The organism is Pseudomonas sp. LBUM1649, from assembly GCF_059716155.1.
On sequence record NZ_CP166807.1, the window covers coordinates 2,182,023 to 2,195,249 of the forward strand.

At 58.1% G+C, this 13,227-nt stretch carries 10 protein-coding genes and 1 pseudogene; 7 read left to right on the forward strand and 4 right to left on the reverse strand.

The genetic code is table 11. The features are described 5' to 3' along the window. Positions 1–56 precede the first annotated feature (56 nt). The 3 genes from aroC to ACA058_RS10160 are packed head-to-tail and all read left to right on the forward strand — an operon-like array spanning position 57 to position 2,871. Positions 57–1,148, forward strand: a complete 1,092-nt coding sequence (gene aroC, locus ACA058_RS10150) for a chorismate synthase (RefSeq protein WP_497638956.1) — start codon at positions 57–59, stop codon at positions 1,146–1,148. A 1-nt stretch (position 1,149) separates the two neighbouring features. Beyond that, the gene (locus ACA058_RS10155; protein ID WP_497639903.1) at positions 1,150–2,316 is read left to right on the forward strand and encodes an MFS transporter; all 1,167 of its coding nucleotides are present in this window, start codon (positions 1,150–1,152) and stop codon (positions 2,314–2,316) included. 12 nt (positions 2,317–2,328) lie between these two features. After that, entirely contained in the window at positions 2,329–2,871 is a 543-nt protein-coding gene (locus tag ACA058_RS10160) for a 1,2-dihydroxy-3-keto-5-methylthiopentene dioxygenase (RefSeq protein WP_497638957.1), read from the forward strand. A gap of 77 nt (positions 2,872–2,948) precedes the next feature. Here ACA058_RS10160 and ACA058_RS10165 read toward each other — a convergent pair whose 3' ends face one another. Continuing rightward, positions 2,949–3,224, reverse strand: coding sequence for a DUF3509 domain-containing protein (locus ACA058_RS10165; RefSeq protein ID WP_497638958.1), 276 nt, complete (start codon positions 3,222–3,224; stop codon positions 2,949–2,951). Positions 3,225–3,568: 344 nt separating this feature from the next. On the opposite strand from ACA058_RS10165, the pseudogene ACA058_RS10170 reads away from it, so the two are divergent. Both ACA058_RS10170 and ACA058_RS10175 read left to right on the forward strand, forming a co-directional pair. Further along, a pseudogene (locus ACA058_RS10170) lies at positions 3,569–5,406 on the forward strand (long-chain-acyl-CoA synthetase). Positions 5,407–5,532: 126 nt separating this feature from the next. Then, positions 5,533–6,051, forward strand: coding sequence for an ankyrin repeat domain-containing protein (locus tag ACA058_RS10175; RefSeq protein ID WP_497638959.1), 519 nt, complete (start codon positions 5,533–5,535; stop codon positions 6,049–6,051). Positions 6,052–6,108: 57 nt separating this feature from the next. Here ACA058_RS10175 and ACA058_RS10180 read toward each other — a convergent pair whose 3' ends face one another. Next, a complete protein-coding gene (locus tag ACA058_RS10180) occupies positions 6,109–7,449 on the reverse strand; it encodes a substrate-binding domain-containing protein (protein ID WP_497638960.1) in 1,341 nt (446 codons plus the stop codon). 395 nt (positions 7,450–7,844) lie between these two features. Between ACA058_RS10180 and ACA058_RS10185 the strand changes: the two genes are divergently transcribed. Further along, positions 7,845–9,149: an IS4 family transposase gene (locus ACA058_RS10185; protein ID WP_497639904.1), complete on the forward strand. Its 1,305-nt coding sequence runs from the start codon at positions 7,845–7,847 to the stop codon at positions 9,147–9,149. Positions 9,150–9,640: 491 nt separating this feature from the next. Then, on the forward strand, positions 9,641–10,909 hold the full coding sequence (locus ACA058_RS10190) for an IS110 family RNA-guided transposase (RefSeq protein ID WP_497635127.1): 1,269 nt from the start codon (positions 9,641–9,643) through the stop codon (positions 10,907–10,909). Positions 10,910–11,112: 203 nt separating this feature from the next. Here the strand turns inward: ACA058_RS10190 and xthA are convergent, their stop codons facing one another. Together xthA and ACA058_RS10200 are read right to left on the reverse strand one after the other, a co-directional pair. Then, complete coding sequence (gene xthA / locus ACA058_RS10195) at positions 11,113–11,925, reverse strand: exodeoxyribonuclease III (RefSeq protein WP_497638961.1); 813 nt, start codon at positions 11,923–11,925, stop codon at positions 11,113–11,115. 186 nt (positions 11,926–12,111) lie between these two features. Then, positions 12,112–13,158 carry an RHS repeat-associated core domain-containing protein gene (locus ACA058_RS10200; protein ID WP_497638962.1) on the reverse strand — a complete coding sequence of 349 codons (1,047 nt, stop codon included), beginning with the start codon at positions 13,156–13,158 and terminating at the stop codon, positions 12,112–12,114. Positions 13,159–13,227 lie beyond the last annotated feature (69 nt).

Here is a 13,227-nt window from a genome sequence, read left to right on the forward strand (position 1 = left end):
GCCTGCGTATACTGGCGCGCATTACGTATTCAGGTTCATTTCACGGAGCGTCCTGCATGTCCGGCAATACCTACGGCAAGCTGTTCACTGTCACCACCGCTGGCGAAAGCCATGGTCCGGCGTTGGTCGCCATTGTCGATGGCTGCCCGCCGGGCCTGGAGATTTCCCTGGAGGATCTGCAGCGCGACCTGGATCGCCGCAAGCCCGGCACCAGCCGCCACACCACCCAGCGCCAGGAAGCCGACGAAGTCGAAATCCTCTCGGGGGTGTTCGAAGGTCGCACCACCGGCTGCTCCATCGGCCTGCTGATCCGCAACACCGACCAGAAGTCCAAGGACTACTCGGCGATCAAGGACTTGTTCCGTCCGGCCCATGCCGACTACACCTACCACCACAAATACGGCGAGCGCGATTATCGCGGCGGCGGCCGCAGCTCGGCCCGGGAAACCGCGATGCGCGTGGCCGCCGGCGCGATTGCCAAGAAGTACCTGGCGACCCAGGGCATCGTCATTCGCGGCTACATGAGCCAGCTCGGTCCGATTGAAATTCCGTTCAAGACCTGGGACTCGGTGGAGCAGAATGCGTTTTTCAGTCCCGATCCGGACAAAGTTCCCGAGTTGGAAGCCTATATGGACCAGTTGCGCCGCGACCAGGATTCGGTTGGCGCGAAGATCACCGTGGTCGCCGAAGGCGTGATGCCGGGCTTGGGCGAGCCGATTTTCGACCGTCTCGATGCGGAGCTGGCCCACGCGCTGATGAGCATCAACGCGGTCAAGGGCGTGGAAATCGGCGCCGGTTTCGCCAGCGTCGCCCAGCGTGGCACCGAGCACCGCGATGAAATGACCCCGCAAGGTTTCATCAGCAATAACGCGGGCGGCATTCTCGGCGGCATCTCGTCCGGCCAGCCGATCGTGGCACACCTGGCGTTGAAGCCAACGTCCAGTATCACCACACCGGGCCGTTCGATCGATATCCATGGCAACCCGGTGGAAGTCATCACCAAGGGCCGACACGACCCATGCGTCGGCATCCGCGCCACGCCGATTGCCGAAGCGATGATGGCCATCGTGCTGATGGACCACCTGCTGCGTCACCGTGGCCAGAACGCCGATGTGCGTGTGAGCACGCCGGTGTTGGGCCAGATTTAAGATAACGGTGACGGCGCTCCCGTACTGGCGGCTGTCCAGCTTTTATTTGTTCTATTTCGCCTTGCTTGGTTCGACAGCGCCTTTTCTGGCGCTGTACTTCGATCACTTGGGATTCTCCGCGGCGCGCATCGGCGAGCTGGTGGCTATCCCGATGCTGATGCGTTGCGTGGCGCCGAACCTCTGGGGTTGGCTCGGCGACTACACCGGGCAGCGGCTGGCCATCGTGCGCTTCGGCGCGGTGTGCACGTTGCTGACGTTTTCGCTGATTTTCGTCAGCCAGACCTATGCCTGGCTGGCGATGGTCATGGCCTTGCATGCGTTTTTCTGGCACGCGGTGCTGCCGCAGTTCGAAGTCATTACCCTGGCGCATCTGCAAGGCCAGGCATCGCGCTACAGCCAGATTCGCCTGTGGGGCTCGATCGGTTTCATCATCACGGTGGTCGCGCTCGGGCGCTTGTTCGAATGGCTCAGCCTGGACATTTACCCCGCGGCGCTGGTTCTGATCTTGGCCGGGATCGTGCTCAGCAGCCTGTGGGTACCGAATGCCCAACCCGTCCAGGGCGAGCGATTGACCGGCGAAGGTTTTCTCGCGCAACTGCGCAGCCCCGGGGTGTTGGCGTTTTACGCCTGCGTGGCGCTGATGCAGATGAGCCACGGGCCCTATTACACCTTTCTCACGCTGCACCTTGAGCGACTGGGCTACAGCCGGGGCGTGATCGGCATGCTCTGGGCCGTCGGCGTGGTGGCCGAGGTCCTGATGTTCATGGCCATGAGCCGGATCCTCGCGCGTTTCTCGGTACGGCGCGTGCTGCTGGCGAGTTTTCTGCTGGCGGCGTTGCGTTGGCTGCTGCTCGGTTCGTTGGCCGAATTTCTCTGGGTGTTGTTGTTTGCCCAAGTGCTGCACGCGGCGACGTTCGGCAGCTTTCACGCGGCGGCTATTCAGTTCGTGCAGCGCAGCTTCGGCCCACGCCAGCAAGGGCAGGGCCAGGCGTTGTACGCTGCACTGGCCGGCACCGGTGGCGCATTGGGCGCGTTGTATTCCGGTTACAGCTGGAATGCCCTTGGCGCACCCTTAACCTTTAGTATTGCCAGCCTCGCAGCGCTGGCGGCAGCCGTTATCATTGCCACACGAATGCAAGAGGACACGCGCTCCCTCTTGAACCCTTAAGGAGTTGTCCTGATGAGCAGCCTGTCCGTTTATCACGTTTCCAGTCCCGACGTACCCAACAAGGTGCTGACTCATTTCGAAGACATTGCCTCGACCCTTGCCGAGCAGGGCGTACGCTTCGACCGCTGGCAAGCCACGGCGAAGATCCGCCCCGGTGCCAGCCACGAAGACGTCATCAGCGCCTGCCAGGCGTCCATCGACACACTGATGACCGAGCGTGGGTTGCGCGCGGTCGATGTGATCAGCCTCGACCGTGATCACCCGCAAAAAGAGCCGATACGCGCGAGCTTCGTTGCCGAGCACCGCCAAGCCGAAGACGAAGTCATGATGGTCGCCGCGGGCAGTGCATTGTTGTCTGTACACATCGACGATTACGTCTACGCCGTGCTGTGCGAGAAAAACGACCTGATGGCGCTGCCGGCGGGCACCCGGCAGTGGCTGGACATCGGCGAGCAGCCCTATGTGGTTGCGATCCGTCTGTCCAGGAACCAGCCTTGGGTGGCCAATTTCACCGGCGACGACAGCGCTGGCCGATTCCCGCGAATGGATGACTGAAAGCTGTTGGCACCCCACACAATTCAGGCCGTGAAGCGAAAGCTTGCACGGCCTGATGGTTTACCGCAGCGCGACCCTTACAGCGAATGATAGGTCGGCAAGGCAAAGCGCTGCTGGCTTTGCAGCATGGAGATTTGCGGCAACTCACTGGCCTGTTCCGCCAGATCGCGGCGAATGGCGCTGATGACCCACGACAGTTGATCGCCATTGTGCAGCTGTTGGTAGGAAATCGAGCGTTTGAATTCCTTGCCCTCGCTGCGCAGGGTGAGCAGGATCCCGCCGTCAGGTCGATCCTGGGTGGTCACGTCGAAGTGGGAGAACAAGGAGGAAAATTTTTCTTGGATCAGGCTCATGTCTATCAGCTCCGTTAGCTCGTGAATGGCAAGCATGAGAAGACTGTTGCAGTGATTGTGCCAGTATTTCGCTCTCTAAAATAATCATATAAAACAATGACATATAAATTTTGACGATTTTTGCCTTCGTGCAATCTGCATGATTGGCAATCGTGCATCCTGCATTTTGCGTGGTCGTCGGCACTTCGATGGAACCATTCGGCGTGCACGCGCTCACGATTTCAAACGTCGTTGTCGCGGATACAAAACATTTCAAAAACCGCGTGTACAGCTGAAGAACCGTTGACGTATTTTCGGGGTCGATCAACGCCGCCCGACAATAAAAAAATCCACCGGGAACAGCCATGAGCCGCACGCAGCACGACACGATTACCTGGGGCATGATGCTCCGCAAGCTGCCTTCCATTGCCAAAGCCATTCCTCGTGTGGTCAAGGGCATGAAGGTCGCCAACGTCAAGGATCCGACTCAAGCGTGTGGCCTGGGCTGGAGTTTCGAGCAGGCCACTCTGCGTAACCCCGAAGGCCCGGCCTTGCTGTACGGTGAGGTGCAGCTGACTTACGCCCAGGTCAACCGTTGGGCCAATCGCATCGCCCATCACTTGATTGCCCAAGGCATCGGCAAGGGCGACGTAGTGGCGGTCTTCATCGAGAATCGCCCGGAACTGCTGGTGACCATCCTGGCGGTGGCCAAGGTCGGCGCCATCAGTGCGTTGCTCAATACCTCGCAAACCCGCGATACCCTGGCTCATAGCCTGAACCTGGTGACGCCCGCGGCCATTGTCGTCGGTGCGGAACTGGTCCCGGCCTACCTGGCGGTGCACGAGCGGGTGTCGATCGACAGGGCGCGCACCTGGTTTGTCGCCGATCAGGACACCTACAGCCACCCGGGCATCGCGCCCGACGGGTTCGTCAACCTGATGACGGCCAGCATCGATCCTGTAGCGACAACCCCGCCAGCAGTCAGCAGGTCTTTTTCGACGATCCTTGTTTCTACATCTATACCTCGGGCACCACCGGGCTGCCCAAGGCCGGGGTTTTCAAGCACGGGCGCTGGATGCGCAGTTGCGCAAGCTTTGGCATGATCGCACTGGATATGCGGCCCGAGGACATCGTCTACTGCACGTTGCCGCTGTATCACGCCACCGGCTTGTGCGTGTGCTGGGGCTCGGCCATCAGCGGGGCCTCGGGGTTCGCCATCCGCCGCAAGTTCAGCGCCAGCCAATTCTGGAGCGATGTGCGCAAATACCGGGCCACCACCCTGGGCTACGTCGGTGAGCTGTGCCGCTACCTGGTCGACCAGCCTCCCAGTGCCGACGACAGCAAGCACGGCGTGACCAAGATGATCGGCAACGGTTTGCGTCCCGGCGCATGGGGTGAATTCAAGACACGCTTCGCGGTCGAGCATATTTGCGAGCTGTATGCTGCCAGTGACGGCAATATCGGCTTCAGCAACATCCTCAATTTCGACAATACCGTGGGCTTTTCCCTGATGTCCTGGGAGTTGGCGGCGTATGACCACGACAGCGGTGCGCCGACCCGTGGCGCCAATGGTTTCATGCGCAAAGTTGGCAAGGGCGAGCAGGGGCTTCTGCTGGCCAGGATCGACGACAAGGCTCCGCTAGATGGTTACACCGATCCGCACACGACCGAAAAAGTCGTGCTGCACGATGTGTTCGTCAAGGGCGACCGCTACTTCAACACCGGCGACCTGTTGCGCAACATCGGTTTCGGTCATGCACGATTTGTCGATCGCCTGGGCGATACCTTCCGCTGGAAGGGGGAAAACGTGTCGACCACCGAGGTCGAGAACATCCTTCTGCGGCATCCAAACATTTCCGAGGCCGTGGCCTATGGCGTGGAAGTGCACAACACCAACGGCCGAGCCGGGATGGCCGCGATCACCCCCGCGGAATCACTGGCGACCCTGGACTTCCGCGAGTTGTTGGCATTCGCCCGGCAACACATGCCGGCCTACGCGGTACCGCTGTTCCTGCGGGTGAAAGTGAAAATGGAAACCACCGGGACCTTCAAATACCAGAAGACCCGGCTCAAGGACGAAGCGTTCGACCCTGGCAGGACCGGTGATGACCCGATCTATGCCTGGTTGCCGGGAACCGAAACCTACGTGCAGGTCACCGGGCAGGTGCTGGCGGACATCCAGGATGGCAAGCATCGTTATTAGTAGTGATGCTATTGAATGTGGCTATTTTGACCAGGGCTATGGCCGCGCATCAGAAAAAACAAGTGACAGTGACGCGCACCCTCGGGAAACTGTCGGCTTTGCGAAAAACTGAAAGTGGAGCGTTCAATGTCAGACAACAGCCGCCAGATGACCCCCGAAGAAGCTGCCGAGTTTGCCGAACAGGTCTTCAACAAGGCGCGCGAGGGCGATGCGGCCATGATGGCTGCGCTGCTGAGCAAGGGCCTGCCGCCGAACCTGCGCAATCACAAGGGCGACACCTTGCTGATGCTGGCCGCTTACCACGGCCACGTGGACACGGTAAAAGTCTTGCTCGAACACAAGGCTGATCCGGAGATCCGCAACGACAATGGCCAGAGCCCGATTGCCGGCGCGGCCTTCAAGGGCGACCTGGCCGTGATCAAGGCCCTGGTCGAAGGGGGCGCGCAGGTTGAGGGGTCGTCATTCGACGGCCGAACCGCGTTGATGATGGCCGCGATGTTCAACCGCGTCGAAGTCGTCGACTACCTGATCAGCAAAGGTGCCGACCCGCGAGCCAAGGACGCCAACGGCATTACCGCGCTGGATGCCGCCAAAACCATGGGTGCCGTCGATACCCTTGCGCAACTGGAAAAATTGCTCGGCTGATGTCGTTTCGGGCCAGGTTCGATCAGCCGCTTTGCGCAAGGACCTGGCCTGACAGGCTCAGTAAACCCAGACCTCGACCCGCCGATTCCTGATCCGCCCCTCATCCTCGCTGTTGGCCGCCACCGGCATCTCGGCGCCGAAACCGCGAATGTCACGCAGCACCACGCCACTTTTCACCAGTTCGCGGCGCACCGCCATGGCCCGCAGTTTCGAGAGCAGGTCGGCGCGTGCCGGATCGAGCTTGGCATCGCCGAACCCTACCAGCGTTACCTGCCGAACGGTCTTGTCGTGCTGCTGCACATAGTCGAGGACCCGTGACAGGTCCTGTCGCGCCTTGTTGTCCAGACTGGCGCTGCCTTCTTCGAAGCGAAAGTTCACCGTCAGGCGCATGGCGTGGCGGCTCAGTGCCTGGTAGCCCTCGGGCATCAACGCATTCGGCGTGACGCTCATGGCCTGGATCGTCTGGGCGATGAAGCCGTTGGCCGCGACGATCGCCTGGCCCTGCTGACTTTGCGCGAAGGCCACCAGCGCTTCGGCCCAAGGGTTGTTGCGCTTGGGTGGCAGGTAAAAAAACAAGCGCCGGGACAGTGGGTAATCTTCCGTGGCAATCAGATTGTTGAGCGGCAGCATGGCCATGGACTGGCCGTCGGCAATCGCCACGGCCTTGGCTGAGCGCACGTAGGGCAGGCCGATAAAGCCGATGCCGTGCGGATCCTGGCTCACGGCGTCGGACAATTGTTCGCTGGATTCGAAACGTTTTGCGCTGCCGCTCAGGGTTTTGCCATGACCACTGAGGACCAATTCCCTGAACGTATCGTAGGTGCCGGACTGATCATCGCGCGCATAAAGATGAATGGTCCCGCCGTTGCCACCGAGTTCTTCCCAGGTTTTCACCTCGCCGCTGAAAATGCGCGCCAGTTGCACGGTGTCGAGTGTGTTCAACGGGTTTTGCGGATGCAGGATGATTGCCACACCGTCGATGGCGATGACCTGTTCGGCGGCAGCGCTTTTCAGGTCGCCCAATGCTTGGAGGCTGACCAGTTCGCTGTCCTTGATCGGCCTGGAAGAGGCGGCGAGATCGGCACTGGCGGTTTTCAGTGCGGTGAAGCCGGTACTGGAGCCGTGGGCCGCCAGTTCCACTTCGACCCGACGGCCTTGTTCGGTTTCACCGACGATACGTGATTCGTTGGGCTTGTCCGTCGCTTCGCTGTGCACCTTGAGCAGGCCCTGCTTTTTCATCAGGCCCTCAACCAGCGCCGGCCCCAGTGCTGCGCCAATGGTGTTGGAGCCCTGGATACGCAGCACCGGACCTTGCCCGGGGATCGGCAAGGCGCTGGCCGCTACCGACAGCGGCAGCCAGATGCACAGGATCAACAGGAACAACGCGCGCAGCAACATGCCGGCACCTTTCAAGACCAAGGGATGCCGGGAGAATAAGTCAGAAAGATTTCCGAAAGATGACAGCCCTGTATGCCGCCCATGCTTTTGTAGGAGCGAGCGGTGCGGCGATCCGACTTGCCCGCGATGGCGGTCTATCAGTCGACCAGTTGCTCGCGGCTGTACCCAATCTACTGTGGGAGCGAGCTTGCTCGCGATGGCGGCCTGACAGCCGACCTATTATTTGTCGGCGGAGTACATATCCATTCCTGCGGTAACGGCCACCTATGGTTTCGCTTTTACAGCCATCCCTTTCAAGGTCTTTGTTAAAATCCTCCAAAAACTCCGGTCAGGAAGACGAGACGATGTGGGCAGAGGTTTTAGCGCGGTTCGAGAAAAAAGCACCGGCCAGTGTCATGGCCAAATTGGTGTTGGAGCAGGCCATTGCAGCTGAGTGGGTCGATCAGGTGTTCGAAGAACACCGTCAACGCCAGTACCCGCGTGAGCTTTTGTTTTCGACCATCGTTGAGCTGATGTCCCTTGTTTCACTGGGGTTGCGGCCTTCGCTGCATGCCGCTGCACGGCAGATGGATGATCTGCCCGTCAGCTTGGCGGCGCTTTACGACAAGGTCAGCCGCACAGAGCCCGCGCTGCTGCGCGCCTTGGTGAGCGGCAGTGCGCAGCGCCTGACTCCGACGATTGAGGAGTTGGGCTGTTCTGCCATTTTGCCCGGCTGGCAACTGCGGGTCGTTGACGGCAACCACCTGCCTTCCAGTGAAAAACGTCTGGGTGCTTTGCGCCGTGAACGAGGTGCCGCCCGGCCTGGTTTTTCGGTCGTGGTTTACGACCCTGATCTGGACCAGGTCGTCGATCTCCAACCCTGTGAAGATGCTTATGCCAGTGAGCGCGTCGGTGTGCTGCCGTTGCTGGAAAACGCCAGTGCGGGCCAGTTGTGGATGGCGGATCGACTCTACTGCACGCTCCCGGTCATGGAGGCCTGTGAAGACGCCGGGGCTGCATTCATTGTTCGTGAGCCGAGTAAGCATCCGCGCCTGCTTCAGGAAGGCGACTGGCAGGAACCTGTCGCGGTCGCGACGGGAAGCGTGCGTGAGCAAATCATCGAAGTGAAAGGTGGACGTCAGTGGCGGCGTGTCGAGCTGAACCTGCAAAAAGCTACCGAATCAGGCGACACCACGTTGTTGTTCTGGAGCAACTTGCCTGAGACCATCAGCGCTGAGCAAATAGCCGACTTGTACCGTCGTCGCTGGAGTATCGAAGGGATGTTCCAACGCCTGGAATCGGTGCTGGACAGTGAAATCGCAACCTTGAGCAACCCCAAGGCGGCCCTGCTCGGGTTTGCTTCGGCGGTGTTGGCCTACAACGTGTTGTCAGTGCTTAAGCGCAGCGTTGAGCAGGCTCATCGCCAAACGCAGCCAGAGGGATGGGAGGCTTCGATCTTCCACCTGACCGTGCAAGTGCGTAGCGGTTATGAGGGCATGCAGATCGCGTTGCCTTCAGATTACTTATCACTTCAATCGACCTCAGAAACTCCGGCACAGCGCCTGTTGGCGCTGGCCAGGAATATCAAACCCAAACAGGTCGCCAAAAGCATACGTGGCCCAAAGGTGCCCAAGCCCAAGGAGTGGCTTGAAGGTAAGGCAGTGCATGCCCATGTGTCGACGGATCGGGTGCTCAAGGCCGCAAAAGTCAAAAGACCTTGAAAGGGATGGCTTTTACAGCGAGTCACTTGGAAGAGCCTGTAGGAGCGAGCCTGCTCGCGATGGAGGTCAACGATGACGCGGGGAGCCTGACACCCCGCGGTGCTCTCAGGTTTTTCGCGAGCAGGCTCGCTCCTACAGGGCCCGCCGCGATGGGCCATCCTTGGCCCAGCGCGGCTAAACCGGTATCCATGCCGGTTTGCCCACTGCGCAGAACCTCCACTCGGCCTCTCGATATAGGTTGTCCGTTCCTTTCCTCTTCCATACTTCGGTGTCTGGAAGTCAGTTTTAATCAAGGGAAGGAGCATGCACCCGTGGGCTACGAATATGCCTCTCAAGCACGCGATGATTACCTCCTCACCTTCGAGCCCACAGGTGCGCTTGCGCCCTCTAACGAATACTCAGGGAAAGCCCGACACGGCTCTCTATATCGCTTTCGCTGGACGTAAGCATGCATGTTCCTGCATGTACTTTAGCGCCTGTGGAGGTTGTTGATGCAAACGCTCCTGTCTCAGAAATTCACTGCTTATGTCGGAATAGATTGGGCAGATACCAAGCATGACGTGTGTTTGCAGGTCGCGGGGGAAACCCGGCGGCACTTCTCTGTCATCGACCACACACCCCAATCGATTGATCGTTGGGCGAAATCGTTGTTTGAGCGCTACGGCGCTCCGATCGCGATTGCTCTTGAGCTCAACAAGGGCCCGTTGGTGGCGGCCCTGCAAAAGTACGAGTTCTTTTGCCTGTTTCCAATCAATCCGAGCACCTTGGCCAAACACCGTAAAACCTTTGTCCGCAGCGGTGCCAAGGATGATCCGACCGATGCTCAATGGGCGCTTGAGTTGTTGCTCACCTATCCCCAACGGTTTGCGCAGCTGATGCCGCAAAGCCCGGCCATGCGTATTTTGGCCAGCCTGACAGAACATCGACGTGCACTGGTTGATGAGCGAGTGAAGGTCAGCAACCGCTTGATCTGTACGCTCAAACAGTATTATCCATTGGCCCTGGAGCTGTTTAGCAGTCATGACACCGTGGTGTTCTGTGACTTTCTGATGCGCTGGCCCACGCTTGAGCACATCAAGCGTTCTCGCCAGAGTACTTTTCTCAAGTTCTTTAATGAGCACAACGCTCGTCACGCTCAACTCAATCAAACGCGCTGGGAAATCATCACCCAAGCGATGCCTTTGACACAGGACCCGGGGGTAATACGTCCTTCGCAGTTGTACGCAACAGCCTTGGCGTCGCAACTTAAAGGGCTCCTTTCCACCATCAAGGATTTTGATCGCGAGATCGAAGAAACGGCCAGCACCTTGGCCGATTACCCGATCTTTAAGGCACTCCCTGGCGCCGGCCAACATCTTGCGCCGCGCCTGATGGTGGCTTTTGGTGAACAGCGTGATCGATTTAGCGACGCCAATGCGATGCAGCGATATGCCGGAATCGCACCCGTTACCGAGCGTAGCGGAAAGAAGAAAGTCGTGTATTGGCGCTACCAATGCTCAACCTTCTTGCGTCAGACCTTTGTCGAATGGGCCGCTCACAGCATCACTCAATCAACGTGGGCCGAGGCTTATTATCGGCAGCAGCGGGCTAAAGGCTGCTCATACCAGGCGACCCTGAGAGCACTTGCTTTCAAGTGGATCAGAATCGTCTATCGCTGCTGGAAAAACGGCACCGTCTATGACGAAATGGCTTACTTGCAGGCTTTAACGCGGCGCGGATCAACGTTGGTAGAGGCGCCGATGGAGGTAGTCACAGGTTGACGGACAGGCTCAGGGCGTGAGGGGGCAAGAAAATCAAAAAGCCAAAGCGAGGCGGCCTGACAGCCGACCTGATTTCAAGTAAACACGTTCCCTGTAGGAGCGATGCTTGCTCGCGATGGACGTCAACGATAACGCGCCCTGTCTGGATGATCGCGTTGTCTGGACATTTTTCGCGAGCAAGCTCCTACGCGCTGCGAACCTTTTTAACTCAACTCTAGCCAGATCGGCGCATGATCCGACGGCTTCTCCATGCCGCGCAGTTCGTAGTCCACGCCCGCGTCCTTGATCCGTGGCAGCAGCCCGTGGGACGCGAGGATCAGATCGATCCGCAGCCCGCGCTTGGGCTCGTCTTCAAATCCGCGGCTGCGGTAGTCGAACCAGCTGAAGCGATCGGCGACATCCGGATTGAGGTGGCGGAAACTGTCCACCAGGCCCCAGTTCTTCAGCCGGACCATCCACTCGCGCTCTTCCGGCAGGAAGCTGCACTTACCGGTCTTTAGCCAGCGTTTCATGTTGTCCGGGCCGATGCCGATGTCGCAGTCTTCCGGGGAAATGTTCACGTCGCCCATCACCACCAGCGGCTGCTCGTTCTTGAACTGGCTTTCCAGCAGCGCCTGCAGGTCGCTGTAGAAGCGCTGCTTGGCCGGGAACTTGGTCGGGTGGTCGCGGCTTTCGCCTTGTGGGAAGTAACCGTTCATGATGGTCACGGGCACGCCGTTGGCGTCGGCAAAAGTGCCCCAGATAAAGCGTCGCTGAGCATCGTCTTCATCGGTGGCAAAGCCTTTGTGCAGGGCCAGCGGCTCCTGGCGAGAAAGCAGGGCGACACCGTAATGTCCTTTTTGCCCATGGAAATACACGTGGTAGCCCAGGGCTTTGACTTCATCGAGTGGAAACTGATCGTCGTGGACCTTGGTTTCCTGCAACCCGATCACATCGGGCTGATGCTTTTCGATCAGCGCCGCCAGCTGATGCGGGCGAGCGCGCAGCCCGTTGATGTTGAAGGAGACGATCTTCATGCTCGGCAGTCCTGGCAAAAGGGCGATGCTAGCTGACATGCCGGTGTGGGGCTAGCCCGTTGCTCCTGCCAGAGGTAATCATAGCAAGTGCAGGCAAGCGAATTGTCAAATCGGCGAAGCGTGAGCTTGAAGATCAAGTGCCTCAAAAAGTAACTGAGCTCTATTTTCAATAGTGTTTTTTCTTCTTTATATCTTTTCACGAAGTATCCGGAGGCGCTCGTATAGTAAATCGATTGTATGAGTTTTTATATCGTTATTAAGGGAGTTTATCGATTTTGTATTTTCGATTGCATATCCAATTGCATTTTCCCTGGTTTTCGTTGTAAGTCTTGCATTATCAAAAAAATTAAATTTTTGTACAGTGGTCGTATGGGGGTGAAAAATTAAACGCTCTGTGATGCCGCCTAAGTTATCACTTGCAGCTACTGACTTTAAGTAAGTTTCCGTAAGCGAGAGTTTTGATTTTTTCACAGTCTCAACAAGTGTTTCTTCTCTTTTTTGCAGTTCTCTCCATATTTTTTTTTGGCTATGTTTGTTGTATTTTCCAATGTCGATTGTTTTTGTAGAGTCTGAGGCCGTATAGAGCATACGAGTTTTCGCACTTGCGCTGATGTTTTCGTTTATGAAGGTTGACGCCATATTGTATGCGTCATCAGTTGAAATATTTTTCCCTCGCCCGAAGATCAACCGAAAGATTTTCGAGGTGCCATTCGGGTCTGTCCAGTTCAGCGGATCATTCCCACAATACGCATAAGCATTAACCCCACCTTTCCCAAACGGACTCAACTTATCCGCACTGTTAAATCGCATCAACACCGGGTTGAACTGCCGATACCCATTACCCAAATGATAATGCCCGGTCACCAAATCCGGCTGTTCACCGTTAAACCCGAGCAGGCTCAACAAACCGCTCTCGAGCGGTCGATGTCCAAACGGCGTGTAGGCAATACGATGAGCCTGGATCGAGTCCACCGCGTTCAGCACTGAACGTTGGTGATCGGTTGCCAGCAGCGTGGTGTCCACCTTATCGCCCCAACGATTCTGTTGCGCCAACACCTGGTCGTCATGCTGGAAGATGCTGTGCTGCGCGGCGTTCTGGATTTCCGTGGCCAGGCGGTCTTTGCAGAAAAAGCGCTGGTGTCCGGCCTGCCGGTCTGGGGTCCAGGTGATGGAGCGATCCAGCGCATCGTAGCGGTAGTGACACAATACTGATTGAAGAGGTGGTGTTGTCATTGCCTGATCTCCGAGCAAGACTTAAAAAGCTGTAATTTGAGCATCGGCTAAATTTCAGGTTCTGCCTAC

Excerpts from the sequence above, each read along its gene's own strand:
- ACA058_RS10165 (WP_497638958.1), bottom strand. The coding sequence starts at position 3,224 with ATGAGCCTGATCCAAGAAAAATTTTCCTCCTTGTTCTCCCACTTCGAC.
- aroC (WP_497638956.1), top strand. The coding sequence starts at position 57 with ATGTCCGGCAATACCTACGGCAAGCTGTTCACTGTCACCACCGCTGGC.
- ACA058_RS10175 (WP_497638959.1), top strand. The coding sequence starts at position 5,533 with ATGTCAGACAACAGCCGCCAGATGACCCCCGAAGAAGCTGCCGAGTTT.
- ACA058_RS10160 (WP_497638957.1), top strand. The coding sequence starts at position 2,329 with ATGAGCAGCCTGTCCGTTTATCACGTTTCCAGTCCCGACGTACCCAAC.
- ACA058_RS10190 (WP_497635127.1), top strand. The coding sequence starts at position 9,641 with ATGCAAACGCTCCTGTCTCAGAAATTCACTGCTTATGTCGGAATAGAT.
- ACA058_RS10180 (WP_497638960.1), bottom strand. The coding sequence starts at position 7,449 with ATGTTGCTGCGCGCGTTGTTCCTGTTGATCCTGTGCATCTGGCTGCCG.
- ACA058_RS10185 (WP_497639904.1), top strand. The coding sequence starts at position 7,845 with ATGGCCAAATTGGTGTTGGAGCAGGCCATTGCAGCTGAGTGGGTCGAT.
- xthA (WP_497638961.1), bottom strand. The coding sequence starts at position 11,925 with ATGAAGATCGTCTCCTTCAACATCAACGGGCTGCGCGCTCGCCCGCAT.
- ACA058_RS10200 (WP_497638962.1), bottom strand. The coding sequence starts at position 13,158 with ATGACAACACCACCTCTTCAATCAGTATTGTGTCACTACCGCTACGAT.